Source organism: Acutalibacter caecimuris, assembly GCF_034335085.1.
GTDB lineage: Bacteria > Bacillota > Clostridia > Oscillospirales > Acutalibacteraceae > Acutalibacter > Acutalibacter caecimuris.
Genome location: NZ_JAWXXJ010000009.1, coordinates 95,563 through 116,344 on the forward strand (window position 1 = coordinate 95,563; position 20,782 = coordinate 116,344).

Genomic DNA, 20,782 nt, shown 5'->3' on the forward strand with positions numbered 1-20,782 from the left:
TCCGTTGGCCGGCGGTGATGGCGGAGATTGTGCGGGGCCGGCCTCTTTGGAGCCCATGAACTGTGGCTACGAGGGGCTGGAAGGGTTTTTGCAGGCGGCCTATGGGAAAGGGGCGGCATTAGAAAAAATAAGGCGGTGAAGATTATGACAGTGGGGAAGTACATCCTGGCCATTGACCAGGGGACGACCAGCTCCAGGGCCATTTTGTTTGACGCTTTGGGGGGCATTGCCGGTATGGGGCAGAAGGAGTTCCGGCAGATATACCCCCAGCCGGGCTATGTGGAGCACGACGCGGTGCAGATATTGCAGACTACCCTGTACGCCATGCGGCAGGCCGTGGCCGCGGCAGGGGCGACGGCGGCGGACATTGCGGCCATTAGCATTACCAACCAGCGGGAAACCACCGTGGCCTGGGATGCGGATACCGGGGTGCCCATTTGCCATGCCATTGTGTGGCAGTGCCGCCGCACGGCCCCGGAATGCGAGCGCCTGCGGGCAGCGGGTATGGCCGGGTACATAAAGGACACCACCGGGCTGCTCATCGACCCCTACTTTGCGGGCACCAAGATGAAGTGGGTGATGGACCATGTGCCCGCGGCAAAGGCGCTGGCGGCCAAAGGGCGGCTGCGGTTTGGCACCATTGACTGCTGGCTGGCTTACTCCCTGACCGAGGGGCGGGCCTTTGTGACGGATGTTTCCAATGCCTCCCGGACGATGCTGATGGATTTGCGCCGGCAGTGCTGGGACGAAACCCTGCTGAAGGAGTTGGGCATACCCCTGGGCGCTTTGCCGGAGATTGTGGCGTGCGGGCAGGTGGTGGGCTATTGCGGGGCCGATGTGCTGGGCAGGGAGATACCCATTGCGGGTATGGCCGGGGACCAGCACGCGGCGCTGTTCGGCCAATGTTGCTTTGAAAAGGGCATGGCCAAGAACACCTACGGCACCGGCTGCTTTGTGCTGATGAACACCGGCGATGCCCCTGTGCCCGCCCAGGGCCTGCTGACCACCGTGGCCTGGAAACTGGGGGGCAGGACCACCTATGCCCTGGAGGGCAGCGCTTTTAACGCGGGCTCGGCCATCCAGTGGCTGCGGGACGAGCTGGAGATCATCCGCACGCCCCAGGAGGCTGACCGGCTGGCGGAAACCGTGGAGGACACCGGGGACGTTAGCTTTGTGCCGGCCTTTACCGGGCTGGGCGCGCCCTACTGGGATATGTACGCCAGGGGGGCCCTGCTGGGCGTGACCAGGGGCACCAAACGGGCCCATCTGTGCCGGGCGGTGCTGGAGAGCATTGCCCTGGAAAGCTATGACCTGGTGAAGGCTATGGAGGCGGAGTCCGGCGTGTGCATGACCGAACTGCGGGTGGACGGGGGCGCCTCCCGAAGCAGGTTTTTGATGCAGTACCAGGCCGATGTGCTGGGCGCGCGGGTCTGCCGCCCCCAATGCCTGGAAACGACGGCTTTGGGCTCTGCCATGATGGCGGGGTTGACGGTGGGGCTGTGGGACAGCCCGGAAAAGCTCTCTGCCCTGTGGCGGGAGGAGCAGGTATTTACCCCCGGCTACCCGGAGGAGCGCCGGGAGAGGGACATTGCCCGGTGGCATAAGGCGGTGGCGTGCAGCCGGGGCTGGGCCCAATAAAGGAAAGGATCAGGAGGTTGACATATGAAACAAAAGGGATGGAAAGGCTTGCTGCTGGCGGCGCTGCTGGCGCTGTGCCTAGGGGCGTGCGGCCAGAAGGAAAGCGGCGGGGAAAGCAGTTCCCAGGCCAGCATGGAGGCGCCCGGCGCGGTGGAAAGCGGGGAAAGCAGTGACGCCGCGGGGCCGGAGGAGAGCGGGCCGGCAGAGGAAGAGCCGGCAGAAAGCGGGCAGGCCCAAAACGATGGCTATGAGAAGTTCAGCCAGGTGGAAATGGGCATGACGGAGAGCCAGGTGCAGGAGATACTGGGCGAGCCCACCCGGATTGACAAAGCCTATTATTACTATAACATCATGGTGAACGGGCAGGAACTGGAGGTCACGGTTTGGATCAACCTGACCAGCGGGCTGGTAACGTACAAGAGCGGCGACTTTTACAAAGGGGGGTACCGGGACGCCTTTGCGGACAGCGCTACGGATTTTTCTGCCGTGGACGGCCTGGACAGCGGCGAACTGGACACCTATGAGGCCTGTGCCGCAGCCTTTAAAACCCCGGGCTACCTGATTGGCCTGGACGAGAGCGGCGAGCAGCGCTATCTGTGGGTGGACAGCAGCGACGGCTACCTGAATGTGTCCTTCCGGCCGGACGGCACGGTGAAATCTTACAGCGGCTACTGCTGAAATGCCCCATAGGGATAAAAAAGAGCGGCTCCGGGAAGGGGCCGCTCTTTGCTGTCCTTTTTTGCGTGGTGGGAGGCTTACTCGACCAGATGCTGTTCCGTCCAGGCGAAGGTAGCGGCGCATACGTCTTTGACGCAGCCCTCGTCCAGGGGGGAGCGCATATCCACCGCATGGGCCAGGTCGATAAAGGTTTTGGTGCCACCCAGGCGGACAAAGGCCATGTACTTGTCCCAGGCCTCGGCCCGGTCCTTTAGGGAGAGGGCGAAGAATTGCAGGCTCATCACCTGGGCCAGGCAGTAGTCGATATAGTAGAAGGGGCTTTGGTAGATGTGCATCTGCCGCTGCCAGCCCGCGCCCCGGCCGTAGAAGGGCAGGTTGTCAAAGTCCAGATAGGGGCGGTAAAGCTTTTCTAGCCGGGCCCAGGTTTCGTTGCGCTGGGCGGGGGTCAATTCGGGGTGGCTATACATCTCGTGCTGGAAGTGGTCCACCAGGCAGCCGTAGGGGATGAAGGTAAGGGCATCCTCTGCGTGGGAGAGCTCGTACTTATCCGTCATGGGCCCAAAGAACAGGTGGTGCCAGGGGGCGGTGAGGAACTCCATGCTCATGGAGTGGGTTTCGCAGCCCTCCATAGTGGGCCAGCGGTTATCGGCCACGGGGATGGTGCGGTCGGCGATATAATTGGCAAAGGCATGGCCGGCCTCGTGGGTGAGCACGTCCACGTCGCCGGAGGTACCGTTGAAGTTGGAGAAGATGAAGGGGTACTGGTAGTCCGGCAGGCTGGTACAGTAGCCGCCGGGGGCCTTGCCCTCTTTGGCCAGCACGTCAAAGAGTTCGTTGTCCAGCATCAGGTCGATAAAGGCACCGGTTTCCGGGGAGAGCTCGTGGTACATGGTTTTGCCCGCGGCCATGATCTCCTCCGGGGTGCCCTGGGGTTTGGCGGAGCCGTCTTTAAACTTGAGGGGGTCGTCGTAGAACTTAAGGGTATCCACACCCAGGCGCTTGGCCTGGCGGGCCTTTACCTGCACCGTGAGGGGCACCAGGTCCCGTACCACCTGCCGGCGGAAACTGTCCAGGCCGGCGGGGGTGTAGCAGTTGCGGCCCATGCGCAGGAAACCCAGGGGCACGTAGTTCTCAAAGCCCAGCTTTTGGGCCTGCTGGGTACGGTTTTTGACCAGCTTATCGTACAGCTCGTCAAACTGGGCCTGGTGGGCGTCAAAGAAACCGCCCTCGGCCTCCACCGCGGCTTTGCGCACGGCCCGGTCGGGATCCTGCTTATAGGGGCCCAGTTGGGCAATGGTGAGGGTTTTACCCATGAACGCCACCCGGGCGCTGGCGTAGAGTTTCTCGTACTCGGTACACAGGCGGTTTTCCTCCTGCATCAGGGGGATGATCTCCGGGGAGAAGGATTTGAGCTCCAGCTCGATATTGAGGAACAAGAGGGAACCCAGTTCTTCTTCCAAGGCGGGGCGGAAGGGGGATTCATACAGGGCGCGGCTGAAGTCCTGGCTTTTTTCGGAAACCAGAGGGTACTGCTCGTCCAGCCAGGCCTGCTCGGCCTCGTAGAAGGGGTCGCGGGTATCCACCGTGTTGCGGATGGAACAGAGAGAGGCCAGGGTGCGGAAATGGGACAGGAGGGCCTCTTTCTCCTTATAAACGGCAAGCTGCCCGGCAGCGGAAGGGGCCTCCTTCAGCCGGGCGGTCAGGGCGTCCAGTTGGGAGAGGAGGGCGGGGGCATCGGGGCGGGTGTAGGGTATTTCGGGAAATTTCATGGGATTGCTCCTTTCATAAAGGGCGATAGTATGGGTTTTGGGGCCATGGTAGGGCATACCTTCATGATACCGCGAAAGGGGCGCTGCGTCAAGGGAAAAAGAGGAAGAAAAAAACTATTAAAATTCACGCCGAGTTCAGAAATTTTTCATATTTATGGGGTATTATAACATCGTGGCCAGCAGAGCCACAGTACGACTCTTTTTCATCATATCCTCATTTTAACTCCTTACTTCCTCTTTTGGAGGCCGTCCTTTGGGCGGCCTTCATCCTTTTTGCAAAAAAACATAAAAAAGCCGAAAAACCTCTTGACAACAGCCTTAAAAGGCGCTATAATAAGCAAGCGTTAAGGAAATCTGCTGGTGTAGCTCAGTTGGTAGAGCAGCTGATTTGTAATCAGCAGGTCAGGGGTTCGAGTCCGTTCACCAGCTCCAAACTGGGCGGTCCGGCCCGATGGGAAGGCCGGACAAGCCTTGTATAAAACTTCATAATTTATGGGGGAGTTCCCGAGTGGCCAAAGGGGGCAGACTGTAAATCTGTTGTCGACGACTTCAGTGGTTCGAATCCACTCTCCCCCACCAGCAGCGTGACGCTGCACCCAATTCGCGCACCTACATTTGTGGGTGCGCGAACTTTTTTGCCCGCGAATGACTTGCATAACAAAGTGGATATTGCGGATAAAGTTTCAACTTGCTTTTTTCGTGAGTTAGGCGTGGCTCCGTCGGCTTTTTGTCTTGACCCACACGCGGAAATAAACGGAAACGGCTGGCTACTTCCGGGTAGGAAGTTCCAGCCGTTTTTGGCTTACTGACCTGCTTTCACATGACTTTGTCCATAAAATTTCCCATCTTTTCTGCGGCTTGCTCCTGCTTTTGGCGGGTTGCGTGGGTGTAAGTGCGGAGGGTGAATCCCGCATCGTAGTGGCCCAGCATACTGCTGACGGTTTTTACGTCTATGCCATTTTGTAGTGCGGCAGTGGCGAATGTGTGCCTCAAAGAATGGAACGGAATATAACTCAATCTTGCTGACTTTAGTATTCTCTTGTGTAGGGTTACGATTGAATCTGGATAGTACATCTCGCCGGTGCGAGTAGATGGGAACATATAGGGATTTTCCGGGTGCTTGAGGTGCTCACGTTGGAGTAACTCTACTGCTTTCTGTGGGATTGACACCAGCCTGACGGACGTTTCCGTTTTGGGTCGGGTGATTACGATGTTGCCGTTTTCATCGCGGGTGGCCTGCTTACTGACGCTTATCGTCTGATTCTTAATGTCCAGGTCTGACCAGAGGAGCGCTACCAGCTCGCCCTTTCGCAGTCCACTGACCAGCTCCAGGTAAAACATGGGGAGGACATGGCGGCGGTCGGCCTCGTCAAGATAGGCTTTCATGTCCTCGGCAGGGAGGAACTTCATTTCCTTTTTCTCCAACTTTGGGGCAATGCAGTCATCGGTGGGGTTGCGTTGAATGAGCCGTTCCTTGACCGCCCTGTCCAGTGCGTTGTGGAGCATGAGGTGGATGCCGCGCACGGTGGAGGCGCTTAAGCCAGGTGATTTTTTCTTCTGCGCCTCTCGCAATCTGCCGTTTTCGCGGAGGTCTTGGTATAGCTTTTGCAGGTCGCGGCTTGTCAGCTTGTTTAGCTTGATGTTGCCTATCCGTGGGTTTACATGAAGTTCAATGCTCCGGCGGTAGTATTCGGCGGTGGAAACCCGCACATTTGGCTTGGCGTAGAGCGTGTACCAGTTTATCAACCATGAACCTACCGTGTAATCGTCGGAGCGGGCTACGTCCAAATCCTTGGCATCGTCCATTGCCGCGGCCAGCTTTTCTTTGACTTCTGCTTGGGTCTTGCCCAGCACGTTTTTGATGATTCGCTTGCCGGTGGCGGGGTCGTAGCCAGCCGTGTAGCGGCCCTCCCAGCGGCCATCTTTGCGTTTGCGTATGTTTCCCTCTCCATTTGCTCTCTTTTTTGCCATAAAACGGCCCCCTTTCTCAGCACACCACAATACCACACCCTGCCGAGAAAGTCCACAGACATTTTCCTTACTTTTTTCGGCTTTCGCAAAGCCGTATTCTTTGTTTAGCGGCGCAAATTTTGAGGGGGTCAGTCATCGTAATATCCGGCCAAAATATCTTCAAAACTCACCTTGCCACGGGTGCGACGCACATTATTTATGGCCTCGTGGCGCATCTCCTCCACCTGCTCCGGCGTGTACTCGGAAAGCTCTGTCAGTACACGCATCACCATCTCAAGCTGGACTGCATAACGGAACAACCCCTTTGATATGGCTTTTGCATTATCCTCGGATAACCTCAAAACCGCCTCGGCCAGTTTATCGCCCAAGATGTCATTATCCTGCAAATCACTATCTGCTATGAGGCTTTCAACCGCTCTTGTGAACAGTTCATTCCGAGAAGAAAATCCATGTTCTTTTGCAAACCTGTCTGCTCGTTTGACCAGACCTCTGTCTAAATACAGGCTTATCCGCTGCATATTTTCTGAATCCATAAAGCGCCTCCGAAATCGCATTACACCAACTTGTGACACCTAAAAGAATCCCGGTGTTCCGCCGTTTCTGCCCACTCGCAACCCCTAACTTAACACCCAATCCTCATTTGCGACCCTACTCTGACACCTATCTTATCACATCTGAAAACTCCCAAAAAGCCCGTAGTTTCTAGCCCTCCCGCCCGGCTCTGCCGGACGGTGTGGACTGCAAAGGCGCCGACCTTGGCGCCTTGCTTTCTCCTGATTGTTTTTCGACCATGCTTTTTCTGTTCTCTCTGGCTGGATTATCTTCCATTTCAGTGCATATCTTTGTAGAAAGTTTGCGCCGTTGCTCACGGAGGATTTGTGCCACTGCTGGAGGCAAGACCGGTGCCCCTCACAAATCGCCACAAATGCCCTCACAGGTTGTTTTAAGCCGGTGGCCGGCTAACTTTACCTCCAGCCACCCAATCGCCCGAAACAGCCCTCGCATGGTGCAACAGCAGCTAACTTGCGTGAATGCGCTTTGTGGAAAAGATCCATCTTTGTTTTCATTAAAAACGAGAATGGCGCAGGGGGGTGGGACACTGGATCCTAACGCCGCAATTATGATTGTTATACTTTTTTCCAAAGCAGCGTATTGTTTTCAAACATGAAATTCAACTTTCCGGAATCCTTCAGCCACGCCAGATAAGAGCGGACAGTGCTGCCCACCAAAACATACTGCTCAAAATTTATGGTCAGCCCGTAGTCTGTAAACAGCTTTTGCAGAATTGTTTCAAAGCAAAGCGGCTCCTTGCAAATGCCGACTATTTTCTCTGCAATCTCCAGTACCTTATCCATGTTATATTGCGCAAGGTCAGCCACATCTTTAGTGGCAGCGGCATGGGCCGGAATAAACATTTTTGCTCGCATAGTTTTGACTCTTTCCAGTGTTTTTAGGTAGGCGGCAATGTCATAAATAAAGCCAATCTGATACTTATCCAGCGTTTCCTTGCTGGACAGACAGTCCGCCAGATAGACTATATCATCAGGTGTCCGCAAGCCCACCATATCAAAGAAATGCCCTGGCAGGGGGATGATCTCAAAACCCTTTGGGATAAATTCCTGGGTCAGTTCCTGGGCGTCGCTTTCCTGCGCCATGAGAAATTTGTGCCGCAGCTCCTTACACGGACAGCCGCCGTATAGGAAGGACGGCTCTAAAACAGGGTGTCGGGTGAAAGCGCATTCGATCCCCGGAGTGTAGACTTTGCACCCGGTTTGGCCTTGCAAATACTTGTTACCGCCGATATGGTCGGCGTTGGAGTGGGTGTTGTAGATGGCGGTGAGGTGCCATCCGTTTTCGTCCAGGATGCGTTTCACTTTTTTGCCGGCCTCCTTGTCGTTGCCGCTGTCAATCAGGCACACATCCTGCTCATTCAGTTTCACTAGCCCAATTTTAGCTGGACTTTGGATGTAATAACTCTGCTCTGAAACTTGTATCAGTTCGTACATGATATTACCTCCCCATTTGGATGTATACGCATTATAGCACACCTGCACAGAAAGTCAAACATTGCCCTTGCATATACCGCGCTCACGGAGTATGATGAAGTAATCCAGTTACGTCAATAAACCGTCCAGTTGCGGCAAACGCCTTTATCGCGGCGCCCATTGGAACGATAAACACATAGAGGGAAGTAACATGATAAAAATAGCGATTTGCGACGATGAAACCAATACCCGCGTCTACCTCATCTCCCTGATCCTGGCGCGGCGCTGCCCCTGCGAAATCACAGAGTACGCCTCCGCCGATGATTACCTTGCGGATGCCCGAGGGACCGACCTGCTCTTTCTGGACATCGAGTTGGCCCCCGACCGTCCGGACGGTATGACGCTGGCCCGGGAGATACGGCAACAGTCAGCCGGACCGCTGCCGGTGATCGTCTTTGTGACCGGCTACGAGCGGTATGTGTTCGATGCCTTTGACGTAGGCGCGTTCCAATACCTACTGAAACCGGTGGACGAGGGGAAGTTCGCCCAGGTCTTTACCCATGCCGTGAAGCGGATACAGTCCCTCCGGGAAACCCATCAGGAAAGCCGCGTGCTGACCCTCAAGTCTGCCAACACCAGCAAAACGGTGCCGCTGGGCAGCATCTACTATATCGAGAGCCGCGACCACAAGGTTGTGTTGCATTTGAAGGATCGCCAATTTGCCTATTACGCAAAAATCCGGGATTTGGAGGACGAACTGCAAGGCCAGTTTTTCCGCATCCACAAGGGCTATCTGGTGAACCTCTCCTATGTGGACGGCTACACCAGAGCTGAGGTGGAGATGGCCAATGGTGACCGGCTGCTGCTGTCCAAGTACAAGTATCAGGATTTTGTCAAGGCGTATCTCCGCTTTTTGAAAAGGGGGGCGGGGCTATGAGCGAGGCGGGTTTTGCCCTATATAACCGGGCCTTTCCCATTGTGGTGGAGCTGCTCTATGCCCTCTGCTTGTCCATGTTCCTGCGCCCGTTTTTGGGTGACCGCCGGTGGCAAAAAGCAGCGGTGGTGTTCACTCTCCATCTGGCTGCCTCCCTTATCTGGGACAGAGTCCCCATGCCCCAGGGTGCGTTTACGCTGATTGTAACTTTGCTGCTGTTGATAGCAGCGCGGCTCCTGGAACTGAAAAAATCCCTGGCGCTCCTGCTGGGCCTGCTGTTCTGGAACGCCAAAATATCCAGCGCCTTGACCGTGGAGAGTCTGTACTTTATGGCGGAGCGCCTGCTCCCCCAGCCGGTCAGCCCGCCGGAGGTGGTCTATCTCCGTAGCGCCATACTGCTCACCATGCTGGCTGTGTCCCACGGTATCGTGCTGGGCGCAATGCTTACCATTTTGGTTCGGCAATTGAAAAAGCGCGGGTTCACGCTCCGGCCACGAGAACTGTGCTATTTATGCCTGATCCCGGCGGCAGGTATCCTGTTCGGCCAGGTGATCTCCAACCTGCTGGTGGAGGTCAAGGACGGCGTTCTGCTGGAACTCTATGAGTGGCACCCGGCGTTACTGGCGGTGGTTCCGGTGATGGCGCTGCTGTTCTATGGAGGCTCATGTCTGACCATTTCCTTTCAGCAAGGGATGGACGCGTTGCAGGAGGAGCGCGAAATCCTCTTTGTGGAGCGCCAGCAGGCCCAGGCGATTCAGGAGCGCATCCGCCAGGTGGAGCGGTTCTACCGGCAGGTGCGGGAGCTGAAACACGAAATGCGAGGGCATCTGACTAATTTGAAGGGCCTGGCGAGTACCGGCGAGTATGACAGCCTGGAAGACTATATTGCGAAAATGGACGGTAGCATCAGTGGGTTTGAGCTGGTAGCCCAGACCGGCAACCCGGTCACGGATGTGATTGTGGGCGATGTACAGCAGAAATGCCAGAAACAGGGCGTTGAATTTAAGGTGGATTTCCACTACCCCATGTCCGGCAGCTACGACGCGTTTGATGTGGGTATTATTCTGCAGAACCTTCTGCAAAACGCTGTTGAAGCTTGCGGGAAGGTTAGCGATGGTAAGCGATTCATTGGGTTGACCGGAAAGAAAAAGGGACGGTTCTTTTTGATAGAGGTCAGAAATTCTTTTGCGGGCGAGGTGATGTTCGGGCAGGACGGACTGCCGGTCACAACAAAACCGGACGCTCCCATGCACGGCATCGGCCTTGCCAATGTGCGCCGGGAGACGGAGAAGTATATGGGGGAGATGGAAGTCAGTTGCGGGAAGCAGGTATTTACCGTTACGGTGATGCTTCAAAATATTGAATAACGCATGGAGGTAATATTATGTCAATAGCAGCAGTGAGCAATGGCCATGGGATTCAAAGTAGTGACGTTAAGGGCGCAGGTACGGATTATGCCAAAGTCCTACAGAAAAAATATAGTTACTGTAATTCGTCCGCTAGAATAAACGGTGTTCAAACTTCAGTTTCGGTATCATCGTCTTTCTTCGAGAAATGCGCTAAAGACCCGGAAAAGGCCGCCTATTTGGAAGAAAATTTGGCGGCGATACCGGACTGCATTTCATCATTAAAGGCGAAGTGTCTCGGAACGATAACAAATGTGAGCTACCAGATTGACAGCAATGGCGAGATTACCGCCATAATGTCAGGAACAAATGACCCTGATGGAAAAATTGCAAGGGAAAATGCAGAAAAGAAAATCAGGGAACAGCAGGCAGCTAAAAAGTGGCATCTTAACGGCAGAAACAATCTGCATAGGGCGAAAAGTAAATCGGTTAAGCTTGCCACCGAAAGGCTCATCAAAAATGCAAGCTTATCGAATAACAATAAGTTGATTTCAAAAGTTGACAGCATTGAGATATCCGAAGAGGGCCGGTTGGCGGCAGAGCAGGAAAAGGCCGCGCAGGCCGAGCCAGCGGCGGATGAAGAAGAGGACGAGGTCTCCGAGAGCCAGGGGGGCAAGGTGGGGATCAACGCGGGAAAGCTGGCGCGTATGCTGGCGGCGGCAAAGACGCGCTCCCAGGTGCAGGCGGTGGTAGCAAAGATCCAAGCTGATCTGAACCAATGTGACGCCGGGAAAGAACAGGGCATGGACGTGGATGAAGCATCCGTCCAAACTGCGGAGCAGCTGCTGCAGCAGGCAAAGTCTCGCATGGGCAGTGCCGAAAACCGCGAGGCCACGCCGGAAGAAGAACTGGCGTCCGCACTGGCTGGATTGATGTGAGGTGGGCGATATGAGCAATATTTCTTCTATTTTAGGGGCAGGGTATCTGCCGCAATCCAGTTTTCAGGATGGGCGGAGCAGGACATCGGCGGTCAGCTTTCAGGATATGGCGGTGCGGGCGCAATCGCAGGCGGACGGCGTGGAAACGGTGCAGGCACCATCTCTGGAAACTATGCTAAAGGCCAAATACCCCAATATCCACTACCACGTCTTTGATGCCAGCAGCGGCTATTGGCGTACCAGGACGGATTATCCCCATTACTTGTTGTACCAGGACGGGGACAAAGCAAAGGAAACGCTGGAAAATTGGCAGCCCACCGGGGCCAATCCTTTTTACGGCTCCATTGACGGCAGATTTACCGCTCCGAAGGAGATTCACGCCCTAGGAAACGTCCCGCCTGGTAGCAAGGCCGTAGTCATTCACCCAAAGGTGCAGGAGCGCATGGAGCAAGACCCGGCCTATGCTCAAGAGATATATGCCAAAATTGACACATGGTTCGCCTTTGACGTGGCGCGGAACGAGGCCGTTATGCCGGGGAGCACATGGGATATGTCCCAGGCTGTTGCCATCGGAGAGGACGGCAATATTTGCAACGCCTGTTCCTCCAGCGGCGGCGGGGATATCACCTATTCCAGAAGCGGTTCTGACGATGAGGAGAGTTGGTGGGATCTGCGCATGGCCCGCCACGCGGAGTTTATGAAGCTGGCCGTGGAGAGGCAAATTCAGCGGAAGATGCTGGCATCCGAGCTGGCTGCATCTGTAGCGGCGAAATCCCAGCTTGCCGTCATGCTGAACGGTGGGAATTTGCTGGATGTTTTTGGCAACGAGATTGCCGGAATTCCTACTGAAACTGTTCTGGATATCACGCGGACGCAAATTTGGGGCGGTGGGACAATTTTGTGATAACCCCTATCAAAATGAAACGGAAAGACAGGGAGGTAATTGGAAGCGGTACTCCTTGTTAAGCAGCGCAGTTTTTGAGGTCAATTTTGAAAAGGCATGGGGTGATTCTTCCTGCCTTTTCTCTTTTTGACCCACACCCCGACCCACACACGGAAAAACTGTGTGGAAACAGTGGAGTGGATAGGGCGGAAAACCGTCTGAATATGCTCTGGAAAGGTCTATAAACTGCCGGAACCCTCCCAATGTACGCCCTCCACACTGTTTGTAATCAGCAGGTCAGGGGTTCGAGTCCGTTCACCAGCTCCAGCGGGGTGCCCCCGCGGGCAAGTCGCGCACGGACTGTGTGAAAACCGTTAGCCGATATGCCCGCGGGCTGGCGGCACCAAAAATTTAATAAATTTATGGGGGAGTTCCCGAGTGGCCAAAGGGGGCAGACTGTAAATCTGTTGTCGACGACTTCAGTGGTTCGAATCCACTCTCCCCCACCATCCTGTGGATATAAAAAAGATATTCGCTCAAAAAACCGCGCGGTTGCGCGGTTTTTTGATGCCCGGAAGCCTGGATTTCAAAAGTACGAAAATGTGGATGTAAGTAAGCAAAAAATAGATTCGAACCCTCACAATAGCAAAATAAAGAGAAACCGGAGGGCCAGCGGAGACGATCTGCTGGCCCTCTCGCCGTAAAAATACATAGCCGGTCGCTTGGAAACTTTCCCTGAAAACAAGCGACCGGCTTTTTTTATTTCAGGAAGGAGCTGAACCTATGATAACCCTAAAAATCTGGCACGGCCCCATGCGGGCCACGCTGACCCTCCCCCTGCGCGAAGCAGAGATTCAAAAGGCGCTCGTCAAGGCGTTCCACACTGCGCCCTTCAAGGTCACCGCCGACGATATGTCTCCAGAGGCGCTGGCCATGCTGAATGGGAAGGAGATCGATCTGGACGAACTGAACTTCCTCGCCAAAAGCCTGGATCGGTTCACCCCATACGAGCAGGACCAGTTTTGGGCGATTGTACAGATGGAGCAACCGTCAGACCTCAAAGCGCTTATTAACCTCGCCTTTAATATGGAGAGGTACACGTTGGTGCAAAACGTCACCGACCTGGCCGCTGTGGGAAAGAAGTATCTGCTCAATAAGATGGGGCCTCTGCCCGCTTCCGAAATTGACAACCTCGACTTCGAGCAGGCAGGCCGCGAACTGCTGACCAGCGGAGATGGAACTCCCACCACCTACGGCCTGCTCTTCACGAATGAGGACGTACCGTACCGCGAAGTCTACCACGGCGCAACTTTTCCCTACTGCGAACCTCGCCGGGACATTATCGCCGTTGCAAAGATGGAGTACGGCCCCAAAACCGAGTGCCTGTACTTGCCGGAAGATGAACTCGCCGTCATCAAAGCCGCCAGGCGGATGGGCGCGCCGTCACCGGATATGTGCAAGGTGGCGTTCACGGATTTTATGCTGGACGATCCAACCTGGATACAGCACCTGGAAACCATGCTGCGGGATCATGGACTCGGGGCAGCAAATGAACTGGCTGACGCGTTTCCGAAAACCACAGAGGGCTTTGAAAAGCTGGCGGCGGTCGTGGAGTATGCCGACGTTTCCGGCAGTGGAGAGGTCATGAGAATAGCCCGGCATCTGGACGATTTTGTGTTCATCAAAGACGCGGAAATAGACGAAGATGTAGGCCATCACTTTGTCAGTTTTGACAGCGAGTATCGCGTTTCGCCGGAGTTGGCAGACTATATCGACTTTGACGCCCTGGGCAATCAGATCAGTGAGGATCGAGAGGGGCAGTTTGTGGAAGGAGGCTTCGTCTGCATGGACAGCGGCTGTTCGCTGGAAATGATTTTGGACGATGACCTGGACCTTGCAATGAGGGGGATTTAGCATGATAAAAGTTAAAATCGCCAACAAAAACGGGGCAGAACTTGAGCGGGAACTGCCCAGCGACATTCATCAGCTCTACCATGATATGCGGGATGCCGGTATCAGCAAGCCCCCGAAAAACATCCTGCTCCATGACGATAAGGACGTGGAAGTCACCCTGTCCTCCGACAGCAAGATCGGCAACCGCCTGCTACGGGTGTTCGGCAAGAACGACACCCTGGCTGACGCCAACACCGTGGCCTTCGCCGTCAGCACCGCCAGAGAGGAAATTCTCACAGACCTGGAACAGAACATCGTCCACAACCAGTACCTGACGAAAGAAATGCTGTTCGATGACATTCGGGAGATGACCCAGGCTGCCGGGCCGGTCAAGCTGACGTTTTATTGCCCCTTGGTGGGCCAACTGGATGACGGCGGGTGCGACGAGTATATTGAGGTTGGCAGCGGTTTCCTGGCGGCATATCAAGACCAAATCGAGCAGGGCATTGCCGACGAGCAGGCCCCGGAAATGGGTGACATGGCTCAGTACCTGGACAGAAACGCTGGCGTAGCCGCCAAGCTCATGTCGGCTGTTTGGACGGTGGAGGACATGGACGGCAGGCTTCTGGGGCGTATCGATTGTCACCTCAAGGAACCGCTCACGCCGGAAGAAATGGCGGATTTGCGGGAAGAAATCCTAGGGCAATGCTCAGATGGGCTTGGAGAAGGTTTCGAGCAGCGGCCCATCGAAACCGATGAGGGCGACTTGTATGTTTCGTATTGGAACAGCAGTGATGATTATTTTCTCTGTACGGAGGATGAGTTGGACGAGCACCTGGAACCCCATCAAGGAATGGGCGGAATCTGAAGGAGGTTTTCGAGATGAACGAATGGGATAGGCTGCACAGGATGGCTGAGTATTACAAGGCCGAGTACCCCAGTGGCACTCGCATTATGCTGCTGAGCATGGGTGAAGATATGCACCGGGTCGATGACAACACACGCGGTACAGTTCTCACTGTGGACGATATCGGCACCCTGCACTGTAAATTTGACAATGGCCGGTCGCTGGGGCTTATCCCCAGCGAGGACTCCTTCCGCAAGCTGACAGAGGAAGAACTGGCAGAGGAGCAGGAGCCGGATATGGACGAGGATGAAGATGAAGATTTCGGCATGAAAATGTGAGGTGAAATTTAATTTAGTGAAGTGGTCGGATGGCGCATGGCTATCCGATTTTTTGATATGTTCGCGGGGATCGGCGGGTTTCGCTCCGGCTTAGAGGCTGTGGGCGGCTTTAAGTGCGTCGGTCACTGTGAGATAGACAAATATGCAAATCAGGCATATAACGCTATGTATGATACGGAAGGAGAAGTGTTTTTTGCAGACGCCAGAACCATTGACCCGGCAGCGTTGCCGGATATCGACCTTATTTGCGGCGGCTTCCCTTGCCAGAGCTTTTCAATCGCTGGAAAACGGCGAGGATTTGCAGATGACGCCAGAGGAACGCTCTTTTTTGAGATTGCCCGTCTTGCCGCCGCTAAAAGACCTGCATTTCTGCTGCTTGAGAACGTTCCCGGATTGCTTTCGCATGACAACTGCCGGACATTTGCGACGATCCTCAGTACGCTGGATGAACTGGGGTACGATGTCGCGTGGCAGGTGCTTAACAGCAAGGATTTTGGAGTCCCCCAGTCGAGAAAGAGAGTGTATATTGTCGGATATCTTAGAGACCGATGTGCCGGAGAGGTACTTTCTTTCACAGACACAAATGGAGCGGCTCTTAAGCAAGTCTTACCTGGCCCGGAAGGGTGCCGGGTCTACTCCCCCGCCGGAGTCGCCATCACCCTGACAAGCACAGCGGGTGGCTTTGGCGGGCGCAGCGGGCTTTATGACGTGAGCCTGCCCATCAAGGTCATGACGAAAACCGGGTACCAGCTCGCCCACCCCGGCGACAGCATAGACCTGGCCTACGCCACCATGAATACCCGGCGCGGCAGGGTTGGAGATAAGATCGCGCACACTGTTACCCCTGGAAATAATCAGGGGTATTTTTTTATTGACCTGAACGAAAGCCCTGAATTGACGGAGAATGCAAGGTGTCTGCTAGCTAACCAGGATGCGGGTATTGGCAAGTTCAAGGGCGCGAGATCGGGTGTTTTTGTGGAAGGACAAGCCCCTTTCGCTGTACCTGTGCGGGACGCGGATGGCAATCTGCATTACGGCAAAGTGAGAAAGCTCATGCCTATCGAATGCTGGCGCTTGCAGGGATTTGATGATGAGCAGTTCCACAAAGCTGCGGATACTGGGCTGTCAGACGCACAGCTCTATAAAATGGCCGGAAATGCTGTTACAGTGCCTGTTATCTCCGCATTGGGCGAGAAAATAAAAGATATTTACTGGAGGTCATGTCGTGCCTAATCATGTAACAAATATCATTGAAATCAAGGGCGATACCGCCAGGGTCAAAGCCTTGTTTGAGGCCATTAAGAACGATGAATATGGCCTCGGTTCCATTGATTTCAACAAGCTGATTCCCATGCCGCCGGAGTTGGATATTGAGGAAGGCAGCCGCACAGACCGTGGTCTGAAAGCCTACCGGGACTTCATCGAAGTCTACACCTTCAACGGCAAAAAAGAGGACTTCGACCTGCTGAATATCCCCGAAAAATCCGAGCAGGCATTCCTGCGTGTTCATCCTGAAGTCGACCAGACAGAATGGGAATTGGGCCGACAGGCATTCAAAAACCAGCAAAAGTACGGTACTCCTACCTGGTACAAATGGCGCATCCGGAACTGGGGTACCAAGTGGAACGCCTATGGCTACGAGGGCGGTGTACAGTTTGACGGCAAATCTCTGCGTTTCCTGACGGCTTGGGCGCCGCCAACACCGATTGTGGCGAAATTGGCTCAGACGTACCCCGATTTGGATTTTACCCACCAGTGGGTCGATGAGGACATCGGGCACAACTGCGGCGAGGTGGAATATCACAACGGCGCGCCGGATGGGGAATTCTTCCCCGCTGGACAGGAGGCCGTCGACTACGCCAACAGCCTGTGGGGAAACAATGAGCAAGAGGAAGACGAGGACACGGACGAAGAAGAAAGCATGGGAGGACCAAAGTTATGAGTATCAAGCATATTACCACAGACGACCTGCGCCGCATGAAAAGCTCTGAGGGCCTGATCATCCAGGGCTGCGGCGGCGATTTGCAGGAATGGGTGGACGGCATCAACGAAATGTTGGCCGGGGAAGGTATCCTGCGGGACGGCAGTAAGTTCACCGACTGTTCGTCCTTTGAGCATGACGGCTTGACCTGCCTCCTGTTTCCCTTTGAGGGCGTGAACGTGGACGTGGGTCGTCTCGCTATCTGGCGGCTGAAAACCCACGATGCTTTTGGTGGTACGTGGTTGTCTGATTATGTGCCCAACCGTCTGGGTGGGTTTGAAGAAACCGCAGAAATAGAGGAAGATGAGGGACTCGACAAAGGGATGTCAATGAAGTAAGTATAGCACAAATTTAGGCCGGTATCAATCGTTCAGAAAACGGTTGGTGCCGGCCTTTTTTCGTTTTCTGGACGATTTCCGGCGAAGAAATGAGGTGGTCTCAATCAAATCGCCGGTATCTTGGGTGGGCAACAAAGCGCCTATCCTCCCCATTATTTACAGCCTGTTCCCGTTGCAATACGGCAGGTTTGTGGAGGTGTTCGGCGGGTCTGGGAGCGTGCTGCTGGGCAAGCCCTCTGACCCATTCGAGGTGTATAACGACTTCGACCGGAATCTCGTCAACCTATTTCAATGTATGAAGGAACGCACCATGGCAACTATCCGGGAACTGGGTTTTTGCAACCTCAATTCCCGCGCGGATTTCCAGGCTATCAAGAAGTTTTTTCAGCATGAACAATTCGATGACAGATTCCTGGAAGAAGAAATGGAAATGACGGAAATCTTGTTCCCTCCGCCAGTGGCAGAGGAATTGCAGGCCATCCGGCAGCGTATCACGAAAGATTACGATGTGCGCCGGGCCGCTATGTACCTGAAATTATTGCGGTACAGTTATTCCAGCGGGAAGAAATCTTTTGCATCACAGCCCTTTGATTTGCGGCGGCTGTTCAGCCTGATCCAGCAACTGGAGAGTAGGCTGGCCAATGTTGTGGTGGAGAACCAGGACTTTGAAACCCTCATCCACCACTACGACCGGCCTGACACCTTTTTCTACCTCGACCCGCCGTACTTCTCCACGGAGGATATGTACGCCGTAGAGTTTGCCTGGGCCGATCATGTTCGGCTGCGGGATGTGGCAAAGGAGATGCAGGGCAGGTTTCTGCTCTCGTATAACGATTGTACAGAGATTCGGGAGTTGTACGATGGATTTCCCATTTATGATTTCACCAGAGTCCACTCCATGGCCCAGCGGTATGAAGCCGGGAAAGAGTTCAAAGAACTGCTCATCGGCAACTATGACCTGTTCGAGCGGGAAAATGCAAAGCCAGCACAAATGAAGTTTGAAATATAGGATGTGATTATTTTGGCAAGCGAACCATTTATTCTGGTGTCCGTGCCTCTGGAGATGTTTCTGGATGCGGGCATCAACACCGAAAGTATCATTCAAGTGAGCGCCCGTGAGGGCAAGATCATCATCGACACGCCGGACACCACGGATGATTACGTCTGCGACCGTGACTGCGAAAACTGTCCGCTGAATGCTGTCCCCTGCGAGTTCGATTGCGAGGGATGTCCCTGCGAGGCTAACTGTGACGGAAGGGAGCTGGATGAGTGAAAAAACTGCTGCGTATTCTTGGCAAGCGGGGGCGTATCACCATCCCCTTTGAAATCCGGCAGCGGGTGGGCTTTGCTTACAATGACGTGCTATCCTTCACCGAGTCCAGCGATGGCAGGACGGTAATCGTCCGTAGGGAGAAGCTCTGCGATGACTGCCAGGACAAGACTGTTCGGGCCATGACAGATGACCGCACCATGCTGCTGGAATTGCTGGACTCCCTGCCCACGGAACTGAAAAAGGCGGCGTTCGTGCAGCTTTCAGAGAGCCTGGGCAGGCTGCCCCGCCGCGAAATTCAGAGAAAGAGAGGTACGGCGCTTGCAGATCCGGATATTCCAAATTGACAGCGACTACGACGAGGACATCTTGAAATTCCGCGGGCTTGAACAGACCATGGAATTGCGCGGGGGAGCTGGCATTGACCCCGGAATCTATGAGGAAGTGTTCCGGGGCGACGTGAACTGCAAAGACCTGGAAGAAGTCTACTCCCTGTTCAACATGGGCGGGCACCCTCTGCATCGGGGGCACTCGCTGTCCATCTCAGACGTGGTGCTGACCGAAAACGGCACGTTTTTCTGCGACCATTTGGGGTTCAAGCAGGTGGATTTCGACCCCGCAAAGGCCCACAAACCAGACGCTCTCCTGCGGATTGTATATGTGGAACCCGGCAGGCCGCCTTTTGTTAGTGAAGTAGGCCGTGACTTGCTTTCCATGCAAAAGGCCGTGGGCGGCCCGCTGGAAGTCCTATACAATCAGGACGGCACCGTGCTTCTCTGCAATGACGAGGGCAAGCTGACCGGCTTGGAGGGCAACCGCCATGTGGGCGAAGATATCATCGCTGGGCCATTTCTGGTGGTGGGAGATAACGGTGAAAGCCTCCGCTCCCTCACGGATACGGAGGTTGACCGGTATATGGAGCGGTTCGCACAGCCGGAGAAGATCAGCCAGGAGGAAGTGGAGGAAAGCTCTGGCTTCACATTTATGTCGATGTAAGGGGAGGCGATAGTCCTGGAAACGATCCGCGCTCCGCCCAGATCGTCCGGAGTTTTCCGCTGAATCTTTGTTGCATATTTATTCGGGATTGGTCTGGACTTTTCAGAATCTTGTGATATGATTGTGGTCAAGAAAAACTCCAAGAAAGGATGAAATCTATGAAGAAAATCTTGACTTCGATTATAGCTGCCGCCCTGCTGGTGAGCAGCACTGGGTGCCATGCACAACAGCCACAAGCCACACGCTCCGAGCCGGAACCTGCGCCCCAGGCGCTTGTACTGAATGTAGCCTCGCCCACCGATACCAGCGATGGACACATCGACACGAGCGCCATAATAGCACAAATCGCAGCGGGCCTCAAGTTAAGACCGAATACGGCAGAAAAGGAAAAGGAGAATCCCAAAGCCTACCCTGCCGCTGAACAGGAGAAGGCACAGAAACCCAAGGTACGGCAGGAAAATCCAGCCACTAAGCCAAAAACAGCGGTATCTACCCCTACTCCTGAACCGCCTGCCACCGAACCTGATGCCTACTTGAAGGTTACCGTGAAAGCCACCCCCACCCCGCCACCGGCAGCTACGCCTGCGCCGACACCTGCCCCCACGCCGGAACCGCCAGTCCCTACACCGGAACCTCCGGCCCCCACTCCCGCACCCGTGGAGCTCACCCCGGAGCCGGTACCCAGCTTTGACATCGACTACTGGATAGGCTACGCGCAAAGCTGCGCACAAGGCTTGGGCCTGCGGCTGGAGAGCAGCGCAGTAGACTGCTGGGACAACCCCATCGGGGCCGGGCCGCACAGCACCTGCCTGGAGAGGGACATCAGCAGCCGGATGAATAGATATGCAAATGACCCGGATATCACCGACGTGTGGATATGGTATGAATCTACCGGCGGGAACAACTACAACATCTATATAGGGTACGCATGATAACAAAATAAACCCAAGGACACCGCAAAAGTGGTGTCCTTTTTT

General features: G+C 54.9%; 20 protein-coding genes, 3 tRNA genes and 1 pseudogene. 20 read left to right on the top strand and 4 right to left on the bottom strand.

Annotated features, from left to right (window positions below):
• Positions 1-144 precede the first annotated feature (144 nt).
• Both glpK and bamE read left to right on the top strand, forming a co-directional pair.
• The gene (glpK, locus tag U8U01_RS06990; RefSeq protein WP_322172859.1) at positions 145-1,638 is read left to right on the top strand and encodes a glycerol kinase GlpK; all 1,494 of its coding nucleotides are present in this window, start codon (positions 145-147) and stop codon (positions 1,636-1,638) included.
• 24 nt (positions 1,639-1,662) lie between these two features.
• Positions 1,663-2,316 carry an outer membrane protein assembly factor BamE domain-containing protein gene (gene bamE / locus U8U01_RS06995; protein WP_322172861.1) on the top strand — a complete coding sequence of 218 codons (654 nt, stop codon included), beginning with the start codon at positions 1,663-1,665 and terminating at the stop codon, positions 2,314-2,316.
• A gap of 77 nt (positions 2,317-2,393) precedes the next feature.
• Here the strand turns inward: bamE and U8U01_RS07000 are convergent, their stop codons facing one another.
• A complete protein-coding gene (locus U8U01_RS07000) occupies positions 2,394-4,085 on the bottom strand; it encodes a M3 family oligoendopeptidase (protein ID WP_322172863.1) in 1,692 nt (563 codons plus the stop codon).
• Between the two features lie 356 nt (positions 4,086-4,441).
• Here U8U01_RS07000 and U8U01_RS07005 point away from each other — a divergent pair.
• Positions 4,442-4,517: transfer RNA gene (locus U8U01_RS07005), tRNA-Thr, on the top strand.
• Between the two features lie 62 nt (positions 4,518-4,579).
• Positions 4,580-4,664 (top strand) — tRNA-Tyr (locus U8U01_RS07010).
• A 237-nt stretch (positions 4,665-4,901) separates the two neighbouring features.
• Here U8U01_RS07010 and U8U01_RS07015 read toward each other — a convergent pair.
• The 3 genes from U8U01_RS07015 to U8U01_RS07025 form a co-directional block, all read right to left on the bottom strand.
• Positions 4,902-6,056 (bottom strand): tyrosine-type recombinase/integrase, encoded by a 1,155-nt coding sequence (locus U8U01_RS07015; protein ID WP_322172864.1) that lies wholly within the window; start codon positions 6,054-6,056, stop codon positions 4,902-4,904.
• A gap of 128 nt (positions 6,057-6,184) precedes the next feature.
• Positions 6,185-6,589, bottom strand: a complete 405-nt coding sequence (locus U8U01_RS07020) for a CopG family ribbon-helix-helix protein (protein ID WP_322172866.1) — start codon at positions 6,587-6,589, stop codon at positions 6,185-6,187.
• Between the two features lie 594 nt (positions 6,590-7,183).
• Positions 7,184-8,062 (bottom strand): MBL fold metallo-hydrolase, encoded by an 879-nt coding sequence (locus U8U01_RS07025; RefSeq protein ID WP_322172868.1) that lies wholly within the window; start codon positions 8,060-8,062, stop codon positions 7,184-7,186.
• Between the two features lie 190 nt (positions 8,063-8,252).
• Here U8U01_RS07025 and U8U01_RS07030 point away from each other — a divergent pair, with 190 nt between their 5' ends.
• From U8U01_RS07030 to U8U01_RS07105, 16 genes and pseudogenes are all read left to right on the top strand, one after another.
• Positions 8,253-8,978, top strand: coding sequence for a LytR/AlgR family response regulator transcription factor (locus U8U01_RS07030; RefSeq protein WP_322172870.1), 726 nt, complete (start codon positions 8,253-8,255; stop codon positions 8,976-8,978).
• Entirely contained in the window at positions 8,975-10,342 is a 1,368-nt protein-coding gene (locus U8U01_RS07035) for a sensor histidine kinase (protein ID WP_322172871.1), read from the top strand. The genes U8U01_RS07030 and U8U01_RS07035 overlap by 4 nt, the downstream gene beginning before the upstream one ends.
• Positions 10,343-10,359: 17 nt before the next feature.
• The gene (locus tag U8U01_RS07040; RefSeq protein ID WP_322172872.1) at positions 10,360-11,259 is read left to right on the top strand and encodes a DUF6033 family protein; all 900 of its coding nucleotides are present in this window, start codon (positions 10,360-10,362) and stop codon (positions 11,257-11,259) included.
• Positions 11,260-11,269: 10 nt separating this feature from the next.
• Positions 11,270-12,163, top strand: coding sequence for a hypothetical protein (locus tag U8U01_RS07045; protein WP_322172873.1), 894 nt, complete (start codon positions 11,270-11,272; stop codon positions 12,161-12,163).
• Positions 12,164-12,566: 403 nt separating this feature from the next.
• Positions 12,567-12,651, top strand: a tRNA-Tyr gene (locus U8U01_RS07050).
• 274 nt (positions 12,652-12,925) lie between these two features.
• On the top strand, positions 12,926-14,056 hold the full coding sequence (locus tag U8U01_RS07055; protein WP_322172875.1) for a hypothetical protein: 1,131 nt from the start codon (positions 12,926-12,928) through the stop codon (positions 14,054-14,056).
• A gap of 1 nt (position 14,057) precedes the next feature.
• The gene (locus tag U8U01_RS07060; protein ID WP_322172877.1) at positions 14,058-14,903 is read left to right on the top strand and encodes a hypothetical protein; all 846 of its coding nucleotides are present in this window, start codon (positions 14,058-14,060) and stop codon (positions 14,901-14,903) included.
• 14 nt (positions 14,904-14,917) lie between these two features.
• On the top strand, positions 14,918-15,220 hold the full coding sequence (locus U8U01_RS07065) for a DUF4314 domain-containing protein (protein ID WP_322172879.1): 303 nt from the start codon (positions 14,918-14,920) through the stop codon (positions 15,218-15,220).
• Between the two features lie 36 nt (positions 15,221-15,256).
• Positions 15,257-16,453, top strand: coding sequence for a DNA (cytosine-5-)-methyltransferase (gene dcm, locus U8U01_RS07070; protein WP_322172881.1), 1,197 nt, complete (start codon positions 15,257-15,259; stop codon positions 16,451-16,453).
• The gene (locus tag U8U01_RS07075) at positions 16,446-17,162 is read left to right on the top strand and encodes a DUF1281 family ferredoxin-like fold protein (RefSeq protein ID WP_322172883.1); all 717 of its coding nucleotides are present in this window, start codon (positions 16,446-16,448) and stop codon (positions 17,160-17,162) included. Before dcm ends, U8U01_RS07075 begins: the two co-directional genes overlap by 8 nt.
• A pseudogene (locus U8U01_RS07080) lies at positions 17,159-17,479 on the top strand (hypothetical protein); the annotation flags it as partial. The gene U8U01_RS07075 and the pseudogene U8U01_RS07080, both read left to right, overlap by 4 nt.
• A 184-nt stretch (positions 17,480-17,663) precedes the next feature.
• Positions 17,664-18,548 (top strand): DNA adenine methylase, encoded by an 885-nt coding sequence (locus tag U8U01_RS07085; RefSeq protein WP_322172885.1) that lies wholly within the window; start codon positions 17,664-17,666, stop codon positions 18,546-18,548.
• A 12-nt stretch (positions 18,549-18,560) separates the two neighbouring features.
• Complete coding sequence (locus tag U8U01_RS07090; RefSeq protein WP_289716775.1) at positions 18,561-18,812, top strand: hypothetical protein; 252 nt, start codon at positions 18,561-18,563, stop codon at positions 18,810-18,812.
• A complete protein-coding gene (locus U8U01_RS07095; RefSeq protein WP_289716773.1) occupies positions 18,809-19,156 on the top strand; it encodes an AbrB/MazE/SpoVT family DNA-binding domain-containing protein in 348 nt (115 codons plus the stop codon). Before U8U01_RS07090 ends, U8U01_RS07095 begins: the two co-directional genes overlap by 4 nt.
• On the top strand, positions 19,131-19,805 hold the full coding sequence (locus U8U01_RS07100) for a DUF3846 domain-containing protein (RefSeq protein ID WP_322172889.1): 675 nt from the start codon (positions 19,131-19,133) through the stop codon (positions 19,803-19,805). Before U8U01_RS07095 ends, U8U01_RS07100 begins: the two co-directional genes overlap by 26 nt.
• Before the next feature lie 158 nt (positions 19,806-19,963).
• A complete protein-coding gene (locus U8U01_RS07105; protein WP_322172891.1) occupies positions 19,964-20,737 on the top strand; it encodes a hypothetical protein in 774 nt (257 codons plus the stop codon).
• Positions 20,738-20,782 lie beyond the last annotated feature (45 nt).